We start from the raw sequence: 21,831 nt of genomic DNA on the forward strand, positions 1-21,831 counted from the left end.
AGCGCGCTCTGATAGACAGTATTAAGAAGATGAGATTTTAATTCGATGTTTTTGTGCGGGAGATAGGAACTTTAGTTTGCTGGGCGACATGTAAAGCGGCAGCGACAGATAAGGGCGGGACTTTTTCCACTTATGCATATCGGCTGATTTGGCATGAAATATGTGACGCATTGATTCAGTCAACCAAACGGTATTCGGATGAAATAACAGCTGATGTGACGCCATATAAAAAGGTGGAAACCGAGAAGGGGGAATTCTTAAGCGGGCTTCGCATAGATTTGTTCCACGCGCTCAGTTCTGCCAGAAGAGAGGCGCCGCCCTCAACTGCCAAAGGGATAGACGCAATGGTTATGATGTCCCAGGGATACACCAGCAGTGAAATTGGGGAGCGTATGGGAGCTTCAGCAAAACTGGTGTGCGCATGGGTATCAAAGGCACGGAAGTTTTTGAAGGACCGTCCGGAAACAGAGGCGATTGCCGTCTATCGTTCTTAAAATGATAAAGGGATGCTGGAGCCATAAGGTTTTCAGTATCCTGCTTTTTTTAGTTACACGACAGTAAAGTGAGGATCGTTATGAGGAGATTATTGAAAAAGACAGGAAATTGGCTTTTTCCTGCAGTTGTGATGCTTTTTACCTTTTTACTTTTGAAGTATGTGTTTTTATTAGGGTACGTGCCGACGGAGTCTATGGAACCGACATTAAAAAGAGGCAGTTATATTATCGGGTGCCGAATATATTCCGATTTGGAAGTAGGCGATATCATTGTATTCCAACATGATGGGAAACTGCTTGTGAAACGGATTGCTGCAGTCGAAGGGGATATAATTGAAAGAAATGGGGTCAGTATAAAAGTTCCGGAAGGATGTTATTATGTCTTGGGAGATAACGTGGATAATTCCTATGATTCTCGGTATTGGATAAATCCATTCATAAGGAAAAGGGATATTGTGGCAAGGCTGCTCATTTATTGAATTGATTCTTTTAAATTAGCAAACAATCAAGCGGTTGGTTACCATTCACAGCCATTTTAATTTCTGATGTTTCATGAATTCCCATTGTGGCTTTTTTATTGGCATAATGCACTGTTTTTGGTGGTTTTATTTATTAATAAATATAGCCACTACATATTGACTTTTTGTAGTGGTTGTAATATAATATATATAGCCACTATTGAAAGGAGAAACCGTTATGCCTACTATTGTTAAACACTTCGATAAAAAATCAGGAAAGACCCGGGTTTACGAATCTACTCCCCACTATGACCCTGTTACCAAGCAATCAAGACCGAAGAGGAAATATCTTGGTACCCTCGATCCCGAAACAAAGGAATTGATCCCATCTTCCGGTCGCAGGGGCAGAACAGCATCTTCGAAAAATGTTACCACCACGGAAGAAGATACTGCTTCTGCAAGGAACAGAGATTTTCAAAAAATCATTTCCGAGAAAGAAACAGAAATCGCCTCTTTACAGTCTGAGGTGAAAACCCTAAAAGCTACTATCAGGGCATATGAAAAAGTATGCACTTCCATCTCCAATACTTTAAGAAAGGCCCCTGTGATCTATGATTAAATATACCGGCGATCTGCGCTGTGACTTTGAAAAAGCAACGGCAGAAATCACGAAACTCAAAGACCGCATCGTGGGATACCAGGAGCAGATAGCTTCACTACGGGCTTCAGTTAAGAGCCTTAAGCAGTCCAACGATTTCCATAAAAAGAATTATCAGGAATCCCTCGCTGAAAAAGATGCCATTATCAAGGAACTGCAGAACCGTCTTGCCCATGCGGAGGCTCTCCTTAACCATGATGGCAGCAATACCGGTACCCCAACATCGCAGACACCGATAAATAAAAACAAGGTTATCCCAAACTCCCGCCGCAGTTCAGGCAGGAAGAAAGGCGGACAGCCTGGACATCCCAAAGCAGCCCTTGAAGCGCCGGAGGAATCTGAGATCACAGATACCGTTGGGCACCCATTACAGGACGATGAATGCTGTCCAAAATGCGGGCTTACAGACTGCGCCCCAACCGGCGAGTCCGAAGTTAAATTTGAATACGATGTACGCATTAAAGTCGTTAAGATCAAACACGAATTCTTTTATTACGAATGCAGCAACTGCGGCACTGTATTCCGGTCACAGATACCCCCAAACCTCAAGGAGAAGGTTCAGTATGGCAGCGGATTGCAGGCTTTTGCTTTATCACTCACAAATACCGTCAATGCCGCTATGAACAAAGCATCCATGTTTCTTGCCGGAATCACCGGCGGTGAATTAATGCCCTGTGAGGGATACATTGCGAAACTCCAGGCCCGTGCCGCAAATGGGCTCCGCCAGTTTCGCCAGGATCTGAAGCTTGTCCTGATCACAAGAAAGATCGTTTACTGGGACGACACGGTCATCTTCATTCTTGCGCAAAGAGCATGTTTCCGATTTTATGGAGACGAGTCTATTGCCTACTATACAGCGCATGCACACAAAGACATGGAAAGCCTTGATGACGACAATGTACTGAATCTCCTGACATCGGATACCAAAACCATGCACGACCATAACACCGTAAACTACAATGAAAAGTACAGCTTTGAGAATATCGAGTGTAATCAGCATCTTCAGCGTGACTGCCAGAAGAATACGGATGATACCTGCCATCAATGGTCTGATGATCTGAAAAAGCATATCAGCGCAACCATCAAGGATCGCAATGATGCCATAGCCCGGGGCGAGGGTTCTTTCAGCGAAGCCTGCATAAACGAGTTTCATCATAAAATAGATGAATACCTTAAAAACGGATGGAGTGAAAATGAGTCTGATCCAAACAACTACGGGGCATCCTTTGAGCGGACTCTGCTTACCAGAATTGCCCAATACCGCAGAAACTATTTCCTGTGGGTTGAGGATTTCAGTCTGCCGACCACCAATAATCTCAGTGAACGCGGGCTTCGAGGTGTAAAATCCCACATGAAAATATCGGGACAGTTTGAATCAGAGACAGCGGCCGATAACCATGCGCTCAACCGAACATACATCGAAACCTGCCGTCGTAATGGCATCAATGAAATCGAAGCGTTGCAACGATTATGCGAAGGGAATCCTTATACGGTTGCCGAAATCTTCTCGGTCTAATCTTCCTAAAAACACATCAGAACATTGAAAGCGGTGTTGCAGCTCCGCTTTATTTGTCGATCCATCAAACCGACTGTGAATAGTAACAGCGGTTGGCGATTTTTTGCACAGAATCCCTTGACAGGGCACTTGAGGTGTGTTATCATTTACAAAATTAGTAATAACTAACCCTTCGTTCTAAGAGAACCGTCCCTATAGGCAGGGATGATAGTAAAATGCTGAAAGGCATTTTTCTTTAATACTAATAGTTAGTAATAACTAACCAGGAAAGGAGCATATGAATGAGCGTTGTAATCATAGGTGGGCATGAGAGGATGGAAAACCGGTACAAAGAAATCTGCAAAAAATACAGACATAAGACAAAAGTGTTTACGAAAATGAGGTCAGATTTAAGCCGCCAGATTGGTACACCGGATTTAGTGATTCTATTTACGGCAACGGCATCCCATAAAATGGTGCGCTGCGCAATTACAGAATCAGAACGTAGCAATGCGGTTCTGGAGCGTTCACATAGTAGCAGCGCAAGTGCGCTCATACATATACTGGAGGCTTATGCATAATTTTTTGAACAGGGAAAAGAAAAGTATTTCAGAAGAAGCGGTTGTGCTTCATTGTTCACCGACGATGGCAGGACTAAAAACGGGAAGCCTGTTTAGCTGCCCGGTAGAGGACAGTGAGATGCTGGCAGAGGGGATCCGTAGTTTGAATGGGCATCTTGTTCCTCGCGGCATACGTTTGGTTCCCTTGAGAGTTACAGGGCAGAGGGCGCTCATTTATATGTACCGCCCTGGAAGGTTGAAAAGGGATCTGAGTGACAGGACTGCAGAGAGGATTTTGTCAGAGCGGGATTATCCTGTTAAGCAGACGGAGAAATGTATTGTTGAACTGGTGCGCCGTTTGAATGGCGAGGAGGCATTCCCGCATGAAATAGGGCTATTCCTTGGCTACCCGCCAGAAGATGTGGATGCTTTTATAAAAAATGGTGCGGCGGGAGAAAAATGTATTGGGACGTGGAAAGTATATGGGGATGTAGAAACAGCGAAGTGCAAATTTGCACAGTACAAAAAATGCACCCGTCTATATTGTGAGGCATTCCAAAAATATCATTCGTTTGACAGGCTCATAGTGGGCTTATCATAAAAACAAATAACAAGAGACACCATGTGCATGTAGCGGGAGGTCTTGAAAAAACAGGCAGAGCGAAAGAAAGGATGGAATTATTTATGGGTAAGATTGCAGTGGTTTACTGGAGTGGTACAGGGAATACGGAGGCAATGGCAGTTGCTGTGGCAGAGGGCGCAAGAGAAAAAGGGGCAGAAGTTTTCCTGATGCAGTGCAGCGAGTTTGACGTGGCCAGGATGGATGAATTTAATGCAGTGGCTTTTGGCTGCCCATCAATGGGTTCGGAGCAGCTTGAGGAAGGTGAGTTTGAACCTATGTTTTCTTCCTGTGAGGCGAAACTGGGCGGCAAGAAGATTGGCCTATTTGGTTCTTACGGATGGGGAGATGGGGAATGGATGCGTACTTGGCAGGAGACCTGTGAAGCAGATGGGGCTGTGTTGGTGCAGAACCCGGTAATTTGCAATGAGGCTCCGGATGACGGGGCAGTGGCTGAATGCAGGGCTCTGGGTTCGGCGCTGGCGGACTGATGTGGGTGCGGAAAAGCTAAACTAAAAAATGTAAAATAAGTATATAAAAGTAAGCTGTTCCAGCGATAATAAGGGCAGCTTACTTTTATTTGTGGCTAACCTGATTCATGGGTGTGAATTGTGAGTAAAGTGAATAATGGGAAGAATAAGCAAAGTGAAAATCTGGTGTATGTAGATAGCCCTTATTGGATAAACATGGTAAAATCTTAGAAGAAACGAGGTAAATGATTATGGAAAAACAGTTTTATATCACAGAGGAAGAACGAGAGAAGTGTAAAAAGTGGTTGATGCGTTTGCGGAACTGTATGAAATCGCGGATATTGTGGTAGTTGATGTTGGGAGATACGGTTTTAAATGCTTATTTTATAAAAAGTGAGGAACTTGATTTTTGCAGAAAAATGGCGTATAATGCATATTGGTTAGTTATGACTAATCAAAAGGCTTGAAAGGTGGACGCCACATGAAAGAATTACAGTTCCACGACATATACTTCCTCGATCAGAAGAAAAAATGTGCCAATACTGTTGTACAGAAAAACGGTGAAAATGGTTCTGGAGAAATGCTGCGTTATGATGTGGCTCCGGGGATACAGATTACATACAATAACCTTAATATGGATTCTTGCTACAGCCCGATTATTCCTGAACAGGATTTCCTTCAGATTGACCATTGTCTGGAAGGGGGCTATGAATGCGAACTGGCGGGAGGAATCGTAAGTTTTTTAGGTGAGGGTGATTTGTCGGTAAGCAGCTTATGTAAAGGGCAGCAGTTATTTATCGGTTCAAGAATCCCTCTCAAGAAATATCGTGGGATAACGGTCCTTTTGGAAATGGAAATGGCGCAGGATACGCTGAATGCGGATTTCCGCCAGGCAGACATAAATTTAAGGAAAATAAAGGACATTCTGTGCGGCGAAGGGCGCTCATTATTGATAAAATCAAAACATGAGGTTGACCATATATTCGGCGAACTATATCATGTGGATGAAAGAATATGGTATCCTTATTTTTGGATTAAAGTGATTGAACTGCTGCTTTTTTAAGCCTGCTTGATGCCAGCTATGTGAAAAAGCCCCGGCAGTTTTCAGAAGAAGTCTCTAATGGGTGTTGGACGGCGAATTGAGGGAGACATAAACGGCAAATTATTTTTCCAACCTTTTTCGCATTGACTGCGCAGTGCTGTCTACAAATGCATAATACCGCCGAAAATGCAGCACGCTGTTGGTATAGCTTTTCTTTCGAAATCGAAAGGCCATGAATCCCATTATGAGATCCATAGCCACATGATGTATTTGGATTTTTTATTGTTTGTCAGCCAGAGTCGGCAGATAAGCCAAACCGGCAGCAACAGTTACGGCATCTACCTTCCGCATTAGATTGCTGATCCGCCCCTCATTCCAGAAAATATCAGAAAAATCGGATAGTTCACATCCCACATCATGGTTCGGGATGCACAGGTAGTTTCCGTATTTATGCACTCCGGCCAGGATGTGGAAGTATGTCCCCCGTCCATTCATCTCAGCTTCATACCATCCAGGCCGCCATCGCAGCAGGATAATCTCCCCTGTCCAGGTTTCTATGCGGGAACCATCCCTGAAAAAACATCTGTATTCCAAAAACAACACCCCCTATCCAAGATTCTGGCTGCTGACGGAGGCAAGTATGACTTCCGTGTCAATTGCTTTCTTCTCCATCTGTGCGCCAAGGGTAAGGGCATTTGTCATCAGGTTATCCACCAGACGCGGATTCCCCTGGGAATGGCTGTGGACAGCGGAAAGGGCGGCCTGCTCTATGATGGAGGCAGAGCCTCCCGCACAGGAGATCTTGTGGAGTACATACTGCGCCACTTCTGAATCTGTGAGCCCGGTAAAGTTGTAATGCACGGTGATCCTCTGGCGCAGGGCTTCGTGGACAGGCTTGCGCAGGGTATTGTTCAGGTGCGGTTCCCCGCACAGGATGAGCGTAAAGCAGTTCAGGGAGTCATAGCCGTAGTTCATGAGCATCTTAATGTCCTCCAGGATGCCTGTGGAGAGGTACTGGGCCTCGTCAACGGCCAGAAGAAGGGGCTGCTTCTTTTCCCGGTAAAGGTAGAGGATCTGCTCCTGTATGGCCCGGAACATCCCGGGTTTGCCGCCTCTAGGCTCTACTCCCAGTACAGAGCAGAGCTGGCGGTAGAACTCCATGACGCTTACGGTGGAAAGACAGATGTACTCCATATGGTAAAGGTTCGGGTTGAGCCCCTTTGCAAAACAGCGGAGTCCAAAAGACTTCCCCATGCCCGGGCGTGCCGTGAACAGACCAATGCCCCTGGTATCCTTGAGGTAATCCAGCCGGGAGAGCATCTCAGAGATGTCCCTGGAAAGGAAACGGTCTTTTTCCCGGGCCATCTGTTTGTCAAAAGGATTGAAAGACAATCCATAGTAAGAACGGAACATCAACAGCCACCCCCTAACTTTGAGTAGTCGATGCCAGGTGTATTGTTGCGCTTCGTCCTGCAGTTCTCATTCTTATCCGTAGGGCGGATGGGATAATGCACCCCTTCGTAAAGGATGAAGGCGGAGGACATGTCATCCGGGAGGAAGCGGATCTCCACTTTTGATGAGATAAACTGCATAGGGACGTCATAGGATACCTTGTCGATGGAGACGGTAGAATCCTTATTCACTTTCCTTGTAATGCGGTTCAGGAAACATTCCTCCAGCCATTCCCTGGACGCAGGTGTCCGTATGGAAGCGCGGGTCTGCTGGTAACGGGAAAGGGGTGTAGTGCCGATGCCGGAATGGAGGGAAGTATTATAGGAGCGCATGTAATCCTTAAGGAGTCCATTGAACTGTGCCAGGGAGCTTAAGGAATCCAGATCCAGGGTATAGAGCCAGGTTTCCTTGAGTGTCCGGAACTGGCGTTCTATCTTAGCCTTGGATGCGCCATCCCGGATTTTTGTATGTAAAAGGACCGTTCCGATGGAGCCGCAGATGAGGGAAAGCTGCCCGTTCGAGTAGCTGGAACCGTTATCAACACTATGCCGATAACGGCATAGTGTCGACTATTCCGACAAATGAACTATGCCGATATTTTTGAATAAGACCAGATACATCGGCTTTTTCTTGTGAAATATCGGCATAGTTTTTCTATAGACTATAGAGCTTTTTAATTACATTTGGATCTTTCCATTTCTTTTCCGGTAAATCATCACAACCTTCCGTTTTAGCCATAGACTTTGCCAAAGTATCTAATGTTGCAAAAGCATAAAAACCAGATGTTGTTGATATCTCTTCATGCCCGAGTAATTGTTGGATATGTGCTAAAGGCAGACCAGATTGATAAAGATCCATTGCCCTTGTTTTTCTAATCATATGACAATGACACGAATCAGGCATTTTGATTCCTTTGCTTCCTGCCGCCAAACAGCAGTTTTTGATTAGCTTCTCTGCTGTATCAGAAGATAAATGGTGTTTCTGACCATAGGTCGTTGCATAAAAGAGAGGTACCTTACTGTTCGTTTCTTCGTGGAATTCTTCCAGATACCGATTCAAATGCCGGCATGTTTTTTGCATTAGTGGGACATTCCGGTATTTATCCCCTTTCCCATGGACTGTAATGTATGGAATCTCTGCTTTAAGATGGAGATCTCCCAATTTTAACTCCAACAATTCTGAAATCCTTACCGCACTGTCGTACATCAAAACCAGCATCATCTGGTTTCTTCTCCCTGTCCTCGTTCCGATGTCCGGAGCTGCCAGTATAGCTTTCATCTGGCTTTTCTCAAAGAATTCTATTGGTTTTGCAGGAATCTTTGAATTTTTAATATCACGGATACTGATATAGAAGGCAATCAACTCATGATGTTCATTTGCCGCATATTCAAGAAATGACCGCAGCGAAGTCAGACGAAGGTTGCATGTTTTTGGTGTCCGCATTTTTATGTTTAAGATCCAATCCTGATATTCTTTTACATAAGTTTCGGTTAAATGGCTAAAGCATATATTTTTTCTTTTGATCCCTTTCTCTTCTTCCAGGTAAGAGATATATGAATTCAGCCCGTCTTTATAGGAAGAAACTGTGTGTCTGCTTACTTTGCGGATACCAGGAAGATAATGATGGATAAATGTTTGCGCAGTATTCCAGAATACCTTGCTGTTTGTAAACACGTTTTTCTTCATTGCGGCACCTCGGGAAGTATATCGTCAGATGATTCCGCCAATGCCCTGTATGAGGGATAGAAATCCGGAACAAAGTGGAAGTAGTACAGGGTCTGTTTTACTGTTTGATGCCCCATATACATACCGGGGTGTGTAAAATAATCTGTGTAAATCATCACAGATTATTCGACACATCCATTTTTGTATAATGGATAATGAATTCGACAATACTGTGATTAGTTGGAAAAAATTGGTAGAAAAATTTTAGGAGGAAACAACTATGTCACAGAAAATTGACTATCAGGCAGAAATAGCAAAATGCAACACGATGGAAGATATTACAGGTCCGAATGGGTTGATACAGAAAGTAATAAAGGATGCCGTGGAGCAGATACTCCGTAAGGAAGTAAATGAGTATATTGCGGATGCAAAGGAGAATGGAAACAGGGTATCTAAAAATGGAAGCAGCTCTAAAACAATCAAAACAGCTTATGGAAAGATTGGAATTGACGTGCCGCGGACACGGGAACCAGGGTTTGAGCCGGAGATCATAAAGAACCGTACAGTCGTTGAAGAAGGGCTGGAATCCCAAATCATTTCTATGTATGCAAAAGGGATGTCTGTACGGGATATCTCGGAACATGTACAATCCCTTTATGGGATAGAACTCTCGGCCGGTTCCATTTCCAATATCACGGATAAAGTAATGGAAGAAGCAAAAGAATGGTACTGCAGGACACTGGATTCTTTTTATCCTGTCGTATTTCTGGACGCAGTACATTTTAAGGTACGTGAAGATGGGCGGATCATAACAAAAGCAGCTTATGTGGCATTGGGAATCAATGGAGACGGTTATAAAGATATCCTTGGGATATGGATTGGGGAAAATGAGGGTGCCAAATTCTGGTTAAAAGTATGCAATGAATTGAAAAACAGAGGCGTTTCTGATATTTTGATTGCATGTGTGGATGGTTTAAAAGGTTTCCCGGATGCGATCCATACGGTATTTCCGGAAACAAGGATCCAATTATGTATCATCCACCAGATCCGCAATACGCTAAAATATATTGCTTATAAAGACCAGAAAGCATTTATGAGAGATTTAAAGCGCGTATATGGGGCGGAGAGTGAAGAAATCGCGATGCGGAATCTGGAGAGTATGATGGATAGCTGGAAAAAGTATGCCGTCGTCCTGGATAACTGGCTTGATAAGTGGGAGCACCTCTCCACCTATTTCTGCTATGGCCATCAGATCCGCAAATTAATCTATACCACCAACACCGTAGAAGGTTTTAACCGGCAGCTGCGCAAAGTTACAAAGAGCAAAGCACTCTTTCCAAATGACGAGGCATTAAGAAAAACAATTTATTTGTCTACCAGGGACATTATTAAGAAATGGTCCATGCCGTACCGTGACTGGGGAGAGACCTATGGACAGTTTGTGATTGAATTCGGCGACAGGGCCAGGATTGCCTAAAGCGTAGAAACAGAAACGTATCCGGCTGTAAATGACAGCAGTGCTGCCCTTTATCCCTTGACTGCCTCAATGCCGCCTGTATGGTTCTTATGCATAGGCATTTCATGCATAAGAACCATACAGGCGGCAATAACTAAAGTGAGGGATAAGGCAATCAGAGAGGTGTATAGAATGCGGATCAGTAAGGAACGAAAACGATTTCTGAAACAAGAATTAAAGGAATATGAAAAAATAACGCCTATGACCGAAGAAGAACGCAGGGAGCTCCATAAATGGATAGAAGCAGGATATAGTGTACATGAGAATACATGCTGCGCTGTTGGCGATGGGAACAGTCCGATTGACTTTCTTGACATATACAGAGAGGAAGAAGCATTGCGTAAAGCGACAGCCGGCATGGGGAATGAAGAAGCAAGAAAATACGTATTGGATTACTATGGATGGACGGAGGAAGAAAACGAGCAAAAAGAATACACTGTTGAAGCACTAAAAGAGAGGGTACGGGAACTGGAAAGGGAACTATTCCACCTGGAGGAATTCATAGGACAGAAAGGCTTTTGGGAAGAATCACAGAAATATATTGATGAATATGGAGGAGAACCTATTCCCTTTGAAATCAAATGATAGGAAAAGAAGGGAATACCATAAAGCCCCCACCTATTGGGGGTAATAGTTTATAAGCAGAATAGAGAATGAACCTGAAAACCAGCAGTAAAGTAAAGGAAATAATACAATGACACATCAATCTTCCAGGGCGTATGCCTGTGTAGCCTACCGGATCATGGAATACGAAGGACAGGAAATGTCTGAAGAATATTTAAGCATACTGATGGAGATGCTGTATGATTTTTATACGGAAAATGAAATCAAAAAAGTCTATCTGGATAACGTCCGGCTGGATGCCTATGAAACATTGCTAAGGGATGGGAAATAAAAGAAAAATAAAATAAAATGAATAGTATCACCAGAAAATGGCAATACTATTCATATAAAGAAATCGAAAATAGCGTCGAAAAATAACGGTAATTGTAAAAAAATCGGCACTGGGAATTGATTTTAGAAATGTCGAAAAAACAAGATTTTACATACCAATTTACGACAATACACAGTTTATTTTACAGTCTCGCAAAATCAAATATACAGCGGATGATGCCATACTTTTCTGTGTCTGTATCTGCATCCATATATTCTCCTATATGACGGCTCAGGTATCCGACAAGCTCATTCATGTTTGTCATATATTTGTTCTGATTCCCTTTCTGGTTTATGGTGCTGTCAACAATGCCGTCCGTCTCCCGCTTTATGGCAAGAGCCAGGTTTGCAAGCAATACCGATATCCAGAATTCCTGGAGAACGGAGTTCTCGGAATAGCCCCGGAAATTAGTGAGCCCGATCTTTTCTTTGACAAGCTTATAATTCTCCTCCACCGGCCATCTAAGGAAGTAACACTGGCGGAACAGTTCTTTGGCAAGGTCAAAATCATTTGTGATCAGCGTTTCCACCGTCCCACTTGGGAGGTAAAATTTAAGGATGCGTACTTTCCTGCCATCAAGGAAAAAGATATAGTCACTGATTCCATTTCGATCCGCCGGTACAGGGAGTGCATCAATATCCGTGTTAAATTTAGTCCTTAACCGGAAGAGATATCCGGCATGTAAGGTGTCTTCGATAAAAGAAAATAAATTTTTTGAAGCATATCCCCTATCGAAGACAAATATGGTGTATAATAGATTCGTCCGTGCTTTGCTTTTTATATTTTGCATATGCCTTATGGCAAGGGTACGTTCACCGACGCTCATGGGTTCGAGCTGTGCATCAAGGATGCGGTGATTCAGTACATCAAAAGCAACACTGGCAATGGCAGTGGGAGAGTTTTGGCCTCTCCCTATGCTGCCGTATTTATCAAGAAGAGTCTTACGGTTAGGAAGAGGTATTTTAGAGCCGTCAACAGCAATGATCTGCCGTCCCCATACACCCATGAAACGTGAATGGAAATCCAGGGAATCCCTGCTGCAAAGGAAGTCAAGTACACGTTCGAAGCATTCTTTGAAAATAGAGTGATCAATGCCGGAACGGGCCTTGCTGAAAGCCTGTTGGGAACATTTCACAGTATCAGAGATTGGAATTCCTGATATATGCCGCAATTCGGTAAAGAATTCATCCAGTGATGAAGAAATAGTTTTCTTGGAATTTCTTAATAACAGTTTGATCAATGTCCAATAGGGAAGTTTCCCGCAATTGCGTGTAAAAGCCCCTTTTCTGTTTCTGGCCCGTTCAAGGACATGTGGATCAAGTAATGTGTTACAGATAATATCGACTAAGATTTGAATTAAATTCATACGATGCAGCCCCCTTAAAAAAGTAATATAAACAAGGGCTGCGCCGCATTTTTTGGAGCTTATGTCAATAGTAAATATGCTGGTTTTTATGGGCGAATTTTGTGCAATATTTTAATCGTATTAGTGGTTATAAATAAAGAAAGGCACAGGGAATCCCGTGCCAATTAAAAGAAACACTATATGTTGTAGTTGCTTGAGTTAGGTTGTTAACATTGGATTGAAATGATAAAAAATTTGATGGAATCTATGAAATGGACTGCGGAACAGGCAATGTCGGCTATGCAGATATCGGATAAAGATAAGAATATTTTGATGAAAAGATTATAGGCCGGATGCAGAAGGATCGGAAAATGACAGGGCGATACTCCAAAAAAGGCTGTGTGAGGAAAATAAAATAGTATGGTTGCGAAGACGAAAAGGAGGGTTCTGGAAAAGCAGAATGCTCCTTATTTCTTCTGATAAAGATTTATATCGGATACGAACTAATGTTTGTTTTTCTGTAGACAAGAGAGATGGGATGTGATATAATACAATTCGATTTATTTCCGAATCAGTTCATTTGGTTTTACGGTTTCCGTCTAGTACGGAAAATCAATTTGAGTAACCAAAATTCGTCGAGAGGTCATTTTTGGAGAAAACAGAGTATGTGCCCCGACGAATTTCTGCCTAATAGGCGAACTTTTTTACTATAGATTTTGGAGGTGGTTTTTGTGCAAGACGCACAAAGTATCTTTAAATTACACAGCGATTACAAACCGACAGGAGACCAGCCGCAGGCGATTGAATCCTTGGTGAAAGGCTTTAAAGAAGGCAACCAATGCCAGACTTTACTAGGGGTTACGGGTTCCGGTAAGACATTTACCATGGCGAACGTGATACAGCAGTTGGAGAAGCCGACTTTGGTAATAGCGCACAATAAGACTCTTGCTGCACAATTATATGGCGAGTTCAAGGAGTTCTTCCCTGAAAACGCAGTGGAGTATTTTGTCTCCTACTACGACTACTACCAACCCGAGGCCTATGTCCCTTCCTCCGATACCTACATCGCCAAGGACTCATCCATCAACGATGAGATCGACAAGCTCCGTCACTCTGCCACAGCGGCATTGTCGGAACGCCGTGACGTGATCATCGTAGCCAGCGTATCCTGTATCTACGGTCTTGGTTCCCCCATTGATTACCAGAACATGGTAATTTCCCTGCGCCCGGGAATGATCAAGGATCGGGATGAAGTGATCAAGAAACTCATCGAGATTCAGTATGACCGCAACGAGATGGATTTTAAGCGTGGAACCTTCCGCGTCCGCGGGGATGTATTGGAAATCATCCCTGCACTTTACGAGAGCCTTGGATACCGGATCGAATTTTTCGGAGATGAGGTAGACCGGATCACAGAGATAGATATCCTGACAGGGGAGATCAAGAATGAATTAAACCATGTCGCAATCTTCCCGGCATCCCATTATGTGGTGTCGAAGGACAGTCTGGATCGGGCGATTAAGGAGATTGAGCTCGAATTGGAAGAGCAGATTAAGTATTTTAAAGGAGAAGGGAAGCTTTTAGAGGCTCAGAGAATTTCTGAGAGGACAAATTTTGATATAGAGATGATGCGGGAGACAGGATTCTGTTCAGGAATTGAGAATTATTCCCGGCATCTGACTGGACTTGCGCAGGGGCAGCCGCCGCATACATTGATCGATTATTTTCCAGATGATTTTATGATAATGATTGATGAATCTCATAAGACTGTGCCGCAGATCGGAGGAATGTATCACGGCGACCAGTCAAGGAAATCAACGCTGGTAGAATATGGCTTCCGTCTTCCGTCGGCAAAAGACAACCGCCCCTTGAACTTTGAAGAGTTTGAAGGCAAGATAGATCAGGTGATGTTTGTCTCTGCAACCCCAGGTCCGTATGAGGAGCAGCGAGAGCTGCTGAGAGCAGAGCAGGTGATTCGGCCGACCGGGCTTTTGGATCCCGAGGTAGAGGTGCGCCCGGTGGAGGGACAGATCGACAACCTGGTCGGTGAAGTGAACAAGGAGATCAGTAAGAAGAATAAGGTTCTGATCACGACGCTTACAAAGCGGATGGCGGAGGATCTTACAGATTATATGCGCGAGGTGGGTATCCGCGTGAGGTATCTGCATTCGGATATTGATACTTTGGAACGGACGGAGATTGTTCGGGATATGCGTCTGGATGTTTTTGATGTGCTTGTGGGTATCAATCTTTTGAGAGAGGGACTGGATATTCCAGAGATCACGTTGGTAGCAATACTGGATGCGGATAAGGAAGGATTTCTGCGTTCGGAGACTTCTCTGATTCAGACGATCGGACGTGCGGCGCGTAATGCAGAGGGGCACGTGATCATGTATGCGGATACGATCACGGATTCCATGCGCCTTGCGATCGATGAGACGAAGCGGCGGCGCGAGGTGCAGATGCAATATAACGAGAAACACGGTATCACGCCGCAGACGATTAAGAAGAGTGTACGAGACCTGATCGCCGTGTCGAAGAAGGTTGCCGCGGAAGAACTTCGGATGGAGAAGGATCCGGAGTCTATGAGTGAGAAGGAGCTTGAGAAGCTAATACAGGATGTCGGCAAGCAGATGAAGAAAGCGGCGGCAGAATTGAATTTCGAGGCGGCAGCGGAAATGAGAGATAAAATGGTCGAGCTGAAGAAGTTATTGAAGCCGGATTAATATATGGATTACTTGGCAACTCGATGGATTTCTAGCTTGAACTTTTATCTGCAAAGCGATTAAAGAACGAAGAAATTACTTGCTTTCATCTGCAAGGCGATTAAAGAACGAAGAATTACGGCAAAATATTTATATGAAGAATATACAGATTTCAGGAAGGATAAGTCATGGCAAAGACAAAGGGTAACAGACAGTTTATTAGGATAAGAGGTGCCAACGAGCACAATCTGAAGAATATAGACATTGATATTCCGAGAGACGAGTTGGTGGTCCTGACAGGACTCAGCGGCTCAGGCAAGTCTTCTCTGGCTTTTGATACCATTTACGCGGAAGGGCAGAGAAGATATATGGAATCCTTGTCTTCTTATGCAAGACAGTTCTTGGGGCAGATGGAGAAGCCGGATGTGGAGAGTATCGAGGGTTTATCGCCGGCGATTTCAATTGATCAGAAGTCTACAAACCGGAATCCCAGGTCCACGGTGGGGACTGTGACGGAGATATATGATTATTTCCGCCTTCTGTATGCGCGGATCGGTGTCCCTCACTGTCCGAAGTGCGGAAAGGAGATCAAGAAGCAGACGGTAGATCAGATGGTGGATCAGATCATGGAACTTCCTGAGAGAACGAAGATCCAACTTCTGGCGCCTGTCGTGCGCGGGAGGAAGGGAACTCATGCTAAGCTTTTTGACCGTGCCAGAAAAAGCGGTTATGTTCGGGTTCGTGTAGACGGCAATCTCTATGAGTTATCAGAGGAGATCAGTTTGGACAAGAATATCAAGCATAATATCGAGATTATTGTGGACCGGCTTATGGTGAAGGAAGGGATTGAACAGCGGCTAACGGATTCCATTGAGACGGTTCTGGGACTGGCAGAGGGACTGCTGATCGTGGATGTCATCGGCAAAGATGTGATTAACTTCAGCCAGAGCTTCTCCTGCCCGGATTGCGGGATCAGTATAGAAGAGATCGAGCCAAGAAGCTTCTCGTTCAATAATCCGTTTGGAGCCTGCCCGGAGTGTTTCGGTTTGGGATATAAGATGGAATTTGATGAAGATCTGATTATTCCGAATAAGAACCTGAGTATCAGCGATGGCGCGATCACCGTGATGGGGTGGCAATCCTGTATGGACCGGAAGAGTTTTACCTATGCGATTCTGGATGCACTGAGCAAGGAGTACAGATTTTCGTTGGATACGCCCTTCAAAGACTATCCCCAAAAGATTCAGGATGTGCTGCTTCATGGAACCGGCGGCAAGGAGGTCAGGGTCTATTACAAGGGACAGCGCGGAGAAGGGGTTTATGATGTTGCGTTTGAGGGTCTTATTCGTAATGTGGAGCGTCGTTACAAGGAGACAGCGTCCGAAACCATGAGAGCTGAATATGAGGAATTTATGCGGATCACTCCCTGTCATGAATGTAAAGGGCAGAGATTGAAGCCGGGCGCTCTCGCAGTTACAATAGGAGATAAGAATATCGCGGAGCTGACGGCGTTGTCGATTGAGCGGCTGCAGGGCTTTTTGAAGGGGCTGGAGCTGAATCAGCAGCAGATCTTGATTGGCGGTCAGATCTTGAAGGAGATCAATGCAAGGATTCAGTTTTTGATGGATGTGGGTCTTGATTATCTTACACTGGCGCGGGCAACGGGCAGCCTGTCAGGAGGGGAAGCGCAGCGTATCCGTCTGGCTACGCAGATCGGTTCCGGGCTGGTGGGTGTTGCATATATTCTGGATGAGCCGAGTATCGGACTTCATCAGCGGGATAATGATAAGCTGCTGGGAACGCTGAAGCATCTGAGGGATCTGGGCAATTCCGTTATCGTGGTAGAGCATGATGAGGACACCATGTTAGAAGCGGATTATATCGTAGACATCGGGCCGGGAGCGGGAGAGCACGGCGGAGAAGTAGTTGCCCAGGGAAATGCAAAAGAAATAATGAAGAATAAGAAATCTGTGACCGGAGCATACCTAAGCGGGAGGGTGAAGATCCCGGTTCCAAAAGAACGCTCTGTTCCGTCAGGGTGGCTTAAGGTGATCGGGGCGAAGGAGAATAATCTTAGGAATGTGGATGTGGAATTTCCGCTTGGAGTTATGACCTGTGTGACCGGAGTATCTGGTTCTGGGAAGAGTTCTCTTGTGAATGAGATTCTATATAAGCGTCTGGCAAGGGAACTGAACAGGGCGAGAACGATCCCGGGTAAGCATACGGCCGTTGAGGGAATGGAGCAGCTTGATAAGGTGATCAATATTGACCAGTCGCCGATCGGGCGGACGCCCAGATCCAATCCGGCTACCTACACCGGAGTTTTTGATCTGATCCGTGATCTGTTTGCGGCGACGCCGGACGCCAAGGCGAAGGGCTATAAGAAGGGGAGGTTCAGCTTCAATGTCAAGGGAGGAAGATGTGAAGCCTGCAGCGGCGACGGAATCCTTAAGATAGAGATGCATTTCCTGCCGGATGTCTATGTTCCCTGCGAGGTGTGCGGCGGCAAGCGGTATAACCGGGAGACCCTGGAAGTGAAGTATAAGGGGAAGAGCATTTATGACGTTTTGGATATGACGGTGGAAGAAGCGCTGCATTTCTTTGAAAATGTACCCAGTATCCGAAGAAAGATGGAAACTCTGTATGATGTTGGGCTTTCATATATCCGTCTGGGTCAGCCGTCTACGACTCTGTCCGGCGGAGAGGCTCAGAGGATCAAGCTTGCCACAGAACTGAGCAAGAGAAGTACGGGCAGGACGATCTATATTCTGGATGAACCCACGACAGGGCTGCATTTTGCGGATGTCCACAAATTAACAGAGATTCTGCGTCGTTTGTCTTCCGATGGAAATACAGTGATCGTAATTGAACACAATCTGGATGTGATCAAGACGGCGGATTATATCATTGATATTGGGCCGGAAGGAGGAGACCGGGGAGGTACGGTGATCGCGAGAGGGACGCCGGAAGAGATAGCGCAGAATCCGATATCTTACACTGGTAGGTATATTGACGCCGTATTGCGCAAATAATAGCATAATCCCTGCTTCACAAAGTTTTAAGGAAAAAGGGGTTTCCATTTTCAGGAAAGTTGATTATAATGGAACGTGCATCATCAAGTCAACAAATGATAATCATATAGATAGCATAGGGAAAGGGGAAGTAAGATGTCAGTAGATATCGGAATTGACTTGGGAACTGCCAGCGTCCTGGTCTATGTGAAAGGAAAAGGCGTCATATTGAAGGAACCGTCTGTGGTTGCTTATGACAGGGATACGAACGCGATAAAAGCCATTGGTGAAGAAGCACGTTTGATGTTGGGAAGGACACCGGGGAATATTGTGGCTGTCCGCCCGCTCCGTCAGGGAGTGATCTCAGATTATACGGTGACAGAGAAGATGATCAAGTACTTTGTACAGAAGGCATTGGGGAAGCGTACGTTCAAGAAGCCGCGGATCAGTATCTGTGTTCCGAGCGGCGTGACGGAGGTGGAACGCAAGGCAGTGGAAGAGGCAACCTATGCAGCCGGAGCAAGAGAGGTGAATCTGATCGAGGAACCGGTAGCGGCGGCTATAGGCGCCGGGATTGACATCTCAAAACCCTGTGGCAATATGATCGTGGATATAGGAGGAGGAACCGCTGACATAGCAGTGATCTCGCTGGGCGGAACCGTGGTCAATTCATCGATCAAGATCGCGGGAGATGATTTCGACGAGGCGATCGTCCGCTATATGCGCAAGAAGCATAATCTCCTGATCGGGGAGCGGACGGCGGAGGATATTAAGATCAAGATCGGAACAACGTATCCGCTGATCGAAGATGAATCTCTGGAAGTAAGAGGGCGTAACCTTGTGACAGGCCTGCCGAAGACGGTGACGGTGACATCTCTGGAGACGGAGGAAGCGTTGCGGGAACCGACAGGGCAGATTGTGGAGGAAGTGATCAACGTACTGGAGAGGACACCGCCGGAGTTGTCTGCGGATATTCTGGACCGCGGAATCATGCTGACGGGAGGCGGCTCTATGCTTCGGGGATTAGAGGAACTGATAGAGGAGAAGACCGGGATCAATACTATGACTGCGGAGGATCCGATGAAGGTGGTAGCGATCGGGACCGGTCAGTTTGTGGAACTGGTAAGTGGACGAAGAGAATTCTGATGGACAATATAAAGGGATATGTTGAACATATTGTATTCCGCAATGAAGAGAACGGTTATACAGTATTTAATCTGAAAAATGACGATGGTGAAGTGACATGCGTGGGCAAGCTTCATTTTGTCGAAGAAGGAGGGCTGATGGAGCTTACGGGAGAATATACTACCCATAAGCTTTATGGGCTTCAGCTTAAGGTTGAGACTTCGAAGATCTGTGAACCGGAAGACTTGATGTCAATTGAGAGATATCTTGGCTCTGGGGCGATCAAGGGGATCGGCGCGGCTCTTGCGGGGAAGATCGTTAAGAAGTTTAAGGAGGATACCTTTCGGATCATTGAGGAAGAACCGGAGAGGCTGGCTGAGATCAAGGGGATCAGCGAGCGTAAGGCCAGAGAGATATCCGCACAGGTGGAAGAGAAGCGGGATATGCGCCAGGCTATGCTGTATTTGCAGAAGTATGGGATATCTACAACTTTGGCTGCGAAGATCTATCAGCATTATGGGCAGAGTGTGTATCGGGTGATCGAAGAGAATCCTTATCAACTGGCTGATCATGTATCGGGAGTCGGGTTTAAGACTGCGGATGAGATTGCAGGCAGAGTCGGGATTCATGCCGATTCTGATTATCGTATCCGGAGCGGGATCTTCTACACACTTTTGCAGAGTGTGAACGACGGGCATGTGTATCTGGGACAGGAGACGCTTCTTCGAAGAGCCGGCGAGCTGTTGGGAGTCGAGATCTATGATATTGAGAAATATCTGATGGATCTCGCCATAGAGAAGAAGGTGGTCATGAAGAGGGCTTCTGACGGTATGCGGGTGTATTCATCGCACTATTATTATATGGAGATGAATGTTGCGAAGATGCTGTATGACCTGAATGTAGATTACAATACAGAAGAGGGCAGGATGAAGGACAGGCTTCTTGCGATAGAGAAGGAGGCCGGTCTTTGCCTGGATGAGATGCAGAGGACTGCTGTGTTGGAAGCGTTGAAGCATGGGATCATGGTATTAACGGGAGGACCGGGGACAGGTAAGACAACGACGATCAATGCGATGATTCATTTCTTCGAGAGAGAGGGTGCGGATTTTCGTCTGGCAGCGCCGACTGGACGGGCTGCCAAGAGGATGACGGAAGCTACGGGGTATGAGGCGCAGACCATCCACAGGCTGTTGGAGGTCAATGGGAATCCAGAAGAAGACAGTGTCAACGGTTTTCAGAGGAATGAGGAGAATCCTCTGGAGACGGATGTGATCATTATTGACGAGGTTTCTATGGTAGACCTCCCGCTGATGTCGGCGCTGCTTCGGGCGGTTATTCCCGGAACGCGCTTGATCCTTGTGGGAGACTGCAACCAGCTTCCGAGCGTAGGACCGGGAAGCGTACTGAAGGATATTATCAGTTCGGAGTTTTGTCCTGTCGTGAAGCTTGAGAAGATCTTCCGTCAGGCGGGTGAGAGTGATATTATTGTTAATGCGCATAAGATCAACCGCGGCGAAGAAGTGCTGTTAGATAATAAGAGCAGGGATTTCTTCTTCCTGAAGCGGCAGGACGCTAATGCAGTCATCAGCGTGGTCATTACACTGATCCAGAAGAAGCTTCCTAAATATGTGGACGCGTCGCCTTTTGACATCCAGGTCTTGACTCCCATGCGGAAAGGTCTCTTGGGAGTGGAGCGGCTGAACGGTATTCTTCAGGAATATCTGAATCCGCCGGATCGGGAGAAGAAGGAGAAGGAAGTGGGAGACCGTCTGTTCCGGGAAGGCGATAAGGTCATGCAGATCAAGAATAATTATCAGTTGGAGTGGGAGATTTCCACCAGATATGGCATGACTATCGACAAAGGAATGGGAATCTTCAACGGTGATATGGGAATCATTAAAGAGATCAATACATATGAAGAGATGGTGATCGTGGAATACGACGAGCAGCGCAGGGTAAAATATCCGTATTCTCTGTTGGAGGAACTGGAGCTTGCGTATGCAATTACCATACATAAATCGCAGGGGAGTGAATATCCTGCAGTAGTGATTCCGTTGCTGCAGGGATCAAGACAGCTTTATCACAGGAATCTTCTGTATACTGCTGTGACGAGAGCAAGACGGTGTGTGACTTTGGTCGGGAGCGACAGGGTATTCCAGGAGATGATCTGCAACGCGAACGAGCAAAAGCGCAACACAAGCCTTGCAGAACGGATCCGGGAGTTAGAGTAGGAGCGGTGGTTAAGTGATAAGACGGCGGTAAGTCATCCAGAACGAATCCAA

Annotated in this window: 19 protein-coding genes and 1 pseudogene; 15 read left to right on the plus strand and 5 right to left on the minus strand. The window is 45.6% G+C overall.

Features of this window, described 5'->3' with window-relative positions:
- Positions 1-215: 215 nt before the first annotated feature.
- The 8 genes from VSQ62_RS10255 to VSQ62_RS10290 all read left to right on the plus strand — a co-directional run bounded on the left by VSQ62_RS10255 (position 216) and on the right by VSQ62_RS10290 (position 5,817).
- Positions 216-494 carry a sigma-70 RNA polymerase sigma factor region 4 domain-containing protein gene (locus tag VSQ62_RS10255; RefSeq protein WP_334634759.1) on the plus strand — a complete coding sequence of 93 codons (279 nt, stop codon included), beginning with the start codon at positions 216-218 and terminating at the stop codon, positions 492-494.
- An 80-nt stretch (positions 495-574) separates the two neighbouring features.
- Positions 575-973: a signal peptidase I gene (gene lepB / locus VSQ62_RS10260; RefSeq protein WP_334634762.1), complete on the plus strand. Its 399-nt coding sequence runs from the start codon at positions 575-577 to the stop codon at positions 971-973.
- A gap of 217 nt (positions 974-1,190) precedes the next feature.
- Entirely contained in the window at positions 1,191-1,571 is a 381-nt protein-coding gene (locus tag VSQ62_RS10265; RefSeq protein ID WP_120397166.1) for a hypothetical protein, read from the plus strand.
- Positions 1,564-3,126, plus strand: coding sequence for an IS66 family transposase (locus VSQ62_RS10270; RefSeq protein WP_120397167.1), 1,563 nt, complete (start codon positions 1,564-1,566; stop codon positions 3,124-3,126). The genes VSQ62_RS10265 and VSQ62_RS10270 overlap by 8 nt, the downstream gene beginning before the upstream one ends.
- A gap of 281 nt (positions 3,127-3,407) precedes the next feature.
- Positions 3,408-3,686, plus strand: coding sequence for a DUF2325 domain-containing protein (locus VSQ62_RS10275; protein ID WP_334634763.1), 279 nt, complete (start codon positions 3,408-3,410; stop codon positions 3,684-3,686).
- A complete protein-coding gene (locus VSQ62_RS10280) occupies positions 3,679-4,266 on the plus strand; it encodes a DUF3793 family protein (protein WP_334634765.1) in 588 nt (195 codons plus the stop codon). Before VSQ62_RS10275 ends, VSQ62_RS10280 begins: the two co-directional genes overlap by 8 nt.
- Before the next feature lie 83 nt (positions 4,267-4,349).
- Positions 4,350-4,775, plus strand: a complete 426-nt coding sequence (locus VSQ62_RS10285) for a flavodoxin (protein WP_334634766.1) — start codon at positions 4,350-4,352, stop codon at positions 4,773-4,775.
- Between the two features lie 460 nt (positions 4,776-5,235).
- Positions 5,236-5,817 (plus strand): hypothetical protein, encoded by a 582-nt coding sequence (locus VSQ62_RS10290; RefSeq protein ID WP_334634769.1) that lies wholly within the window; start codon positions 5,236-5,238, stop codon positions 5,815-5,817.
- A gap of 258 nt (positions 5,818-6,075) precedes the next feature.
- Here the strand turns inward: VSQ62_RS10290 and VSQ62_RS10295 are convergent, their stop codons facing one another.
- From VSQ62_RS10295 to VSQ62_RS10310, 4 genes and pseudogenes are all read right to left on the minus strand, one after another.
- Positions 6,076-6,390, minus strand: coding sequence for a DUF6618 family protein (locus VSQ62_RS10295; RefSeq protein WP_016217795.1), 315 nt, complete (start codon positions 6,388-6,390; stop codon positions 6,076-6,078).
- A 12-nt stretch (positions 6,391-6,402) separates the two neighbouring features.
- Positions 6,403-7,209 (minus strand): ExeA family protein, encoded by an 807-nt coding sequence (locus VSQ62_RS10300; protein ID WP_120397164.1) that lies wholly within the window; start codon positions 7,207-7,209, stop codon positions 6,403-6,405.
- Positions 7,209-7,790: pseudogene (locus VSQ62_RS32635) on the minus strand (Mu transposase C-terminal domain-containing protein); the annotation flags it as partial. The pseudogene VSQ62_RS32635 and the gene VSQ62_RS10300, both read right to left, overlap by 1 nt.
- A 112-nt stretch (positions 7,791-7,902) precedes the next feature.
- Positions 7,903-8,934, minus strand: coding sequence for a tyrosine-type recombinase/integrase (locus tag VSQ62_RS10310; protein WP_334634770.1), 1,032 nt, complete (start codon positions 8,932-8,934; stop codon positions 7,903-7,905).
- Between the two features lie 259 nt (positions 8,935-9,193).
- On the opposite strand from VSQ62_RS10310, the gene VSQ62_RS10315 reads away from it, so the two are divergent.
- From VSQ62_RS10315 to VSQ62_RS10325, 3 genes are all read left to right on the plus strand, one after another.
- Positions 9,194-10,390: an IS256 family transposase gene (locus tag VSQ62_RS10315; RefSeq protein WP_334634635.1), complete on the plus strand. Its 1,197-nt coding sequence runs from the start codon at positions 9,194-9,196 to the stop codon at positions 10,388-10,390.
- Positions 10,391-10,561: 171 nt separating this feature from the next.
- Complete coding sequence (locus VSQ62_RS10320) at positions 10,562-11,014, plus strand: PLC family EF-hand domain-containing protein (protein ID WP_334634634.1); 453 nt, start codon at positions 10,562-10,564, stop codon at positions 11,012-11,014.
- A 109-nt stretch (positions 11,015-11,123) separates the two neighbouring features.
- Entirely contained in the window at positions 11,124-11,324 is a 201-nt protein-coding gene (locus VSQ62_RS10325; protein WP_334634633.1) for a hypothetical protein, read from the plus strand.
- A 181-nt stretch (positions 11,325-11,505) separates the two neighbouring features.
- Here VSQ62_RS10325 and VSQ62_RS10330 read toward each other — a convergent pair whose 3' ends face one another.
- Complete coding sequence (locus tag VSQ62_RS10330) at positions 11,506-12,729, minus strand: IS4 family transposase (RefSeq protein WP_334634771.1); 1,224 nt, start codon at positions 12,727-12,729, stop codon at positions 11,506-11,508.
- Between the two features lie 710 nt (positions 12,730-13,439).
- Between VSQ62_RS10330 and uvrB the strand changes: the two genes are divergently transcribed.
- From uvrB to recD2, 4 genes are all read left to right on the plus strand, one after another.
- Positions 13,440-15,434 carry an excinuclease ABC subunit UvrB gene (gene uvrB, locus VSQ62_RS10335; protein WP_334634773.1) on the plus strand — a complete coding sequence of 665 codons (1,995 nt, stop codon included), beginning with the start codon at positions 13,440-13,442 and terminating at the stop codon, positions 15,432-15,434.
- A 167-nt stretch (positions 15,435-15,601) separates the two neighbouring features.
- Positions 15,602-18,445, plus strand: coding sequence for an excinuclease ABC subunit UvrA (gene uvrA, locus VSQ62_RS10340; protein ID WP_334634774.1), 2,844 nt, complete (start codon positions 15,602-15,604; stop codon positions 18,443-18,445).
- Between the two features lie 135 nt (positions 18,446-18,580).
- Positions 18,581-19,570 carry a rod shape-determining protein gene (locus VSQ62_RS10345; protein WP_334634776.1) on the plus strand — a complete coding sequence of 330 codons (990 nt, stop codon included), beginning with the start codon at positions 18,581-18,583 and terminating at the stop codon, positions 19,568-19,570.
- Positions 19,570-21,780, plus strand: a complete 2,211-nt coding sequence (gene recD2, locus VSQ62_RS10350; protein ID WP_334634777.1) for an SF1B family DNA helicase RecD2 — start codon at positions 19,570-19,572, stop codon at positions 21,778-21,780. The genes VSQ62_RS10345 and recD2 overlap by 1 nt, the downstream gene beginning before the upstream one ends.
- Positions 21,781-21,831: the final 51 nt, after the last annotated feature.

This window comes from Sporofaciens sp. JLR.KK001 (assembly GCF_036941055.1).
Taxonomy (GTDB): Bacteria; Bacillota; Clostridia; order Lachnospirales; family Lachnospiraceae; genus Sporofaciens.

What these genes read in the sequence shown, in the direction of transcription:
- lepB (WP_334634762.1), top strand. Translation starts at nt 575, where the DNA reads ATGAGGAGATTATTGAAAAAGACAGGAAATTGGCTTTTTCCTGCAGTT.
- VSQ62_RS10265 (WP_120397166.1), top strand. Translation starts at nt 1,191, where the DNA reads ATGCCTACTATTGTTAAACACTTCGATAAAAAATCAGGAAAGACCCGG.
- VSQ62_RS10270 (WP_120397167.1), top strand. Translation starts at nt 1,564, where the DNA reads ATGATTAAATATACCGGCGATCTGCGCTGTGACTTTGAAAAAGCAACG.
- VSQ62_RS10275 (WP_334634763.1), top strand. Translation starts at nt 3,408, where the DNA reads ATGAGCGTTGTAATCATAGGTGGGCATGAGAGGATGGAAAACCGGTAC.
- VSQ62_RS10280 (WP_334634765.1), top strand. Translation starts at nt 3,679, where the DNA reads ATGCATAATTTTTTGAACAGGGAAAAGAAAAGTATTTCAGAAGAAGCG.
- VSQ62_RS10285 (WP_334634766.1), top strand. Translation starts at nt 4,350, where the DNA reads ATGGGTAAGATTGCAGTGGTTTACTGGAGTGGTACAGGGAATACGGAG.
- VSQ62_RS10290 (WP_334634769.1), top strand. Translation starts at nt 5,236, where the DNA reads ATGAAAGAATTACAGTTCCACGACATATACTTCCTCGATCAGAAGAAA.
- VSQ62_RS10300 (WP_120397164.1), bottom strand. Translation starts at nt 7,209, where the DNA reads ATGTTCCGTTCTTACTATGGATTGTCTTTCAATCCTTTTGACAAACAG.
- VSQ62_RS10310 (WP_334634770.1), bottom strand. Translation starts at nt 8,934, where the DNA reads ATGAAGAAAAACGTGTTTACAAACAGCAAGGTATTCTGGAATACTGCG.
- VSQ62_RS10315 (WP_334634635.1), top strand. Translation starts at nt 9,194, where the DNA reads ATGTCACAGAAAATTGACTATCAGGCAGAAATAGCAAAATGCAACACG.
- VSQ62_RS10320 (WP_334634634.1), top strand. Translation starts at nt 10,562, where the DNA reads ATGCGGATCAGTAAGGAACGAAAACGATTTCTGAAACAAGAATTAAAG.
- VSQ62_RS10325 (WP_334634633.1), top strand. Translation starts at nt 11,124, where the DNA reads ATGACACATCAATCTTCCAGGGCGTATGCCTGTGTAGCCTACCGGATC.
- VSQ62_RS10330 (WP_334634771.1), bottom strand. Translation starts at nt 12,729, where the DNA reads ATGAATTTAATTCAAATCTTAGTCGATATTATCTGTAACACATTACTT.
- uvrA (WP_334634774.1), top strand. Translation starts at nt 15,602, where the DNA reads ATGGCAAAGACAAAGGGTAACAGACAGTTTATTAGGATAAGAGGTGCC.
- VSQ62_RS10345 (WP_334634776.1), top strand. Translation starts at nt 18,581, where the DNA reads ATGTCAGTAGATATCGGAATTGACTTGGGAACTGCCAGCGTCCTGGTC.
- recD2 (WP_334634777.1), top strand. Translation starts at nt 19,570, where the DNA reads ATGGACAATATAAAGGGATATGTTGAACATATTGTATTCCGCAATGAA.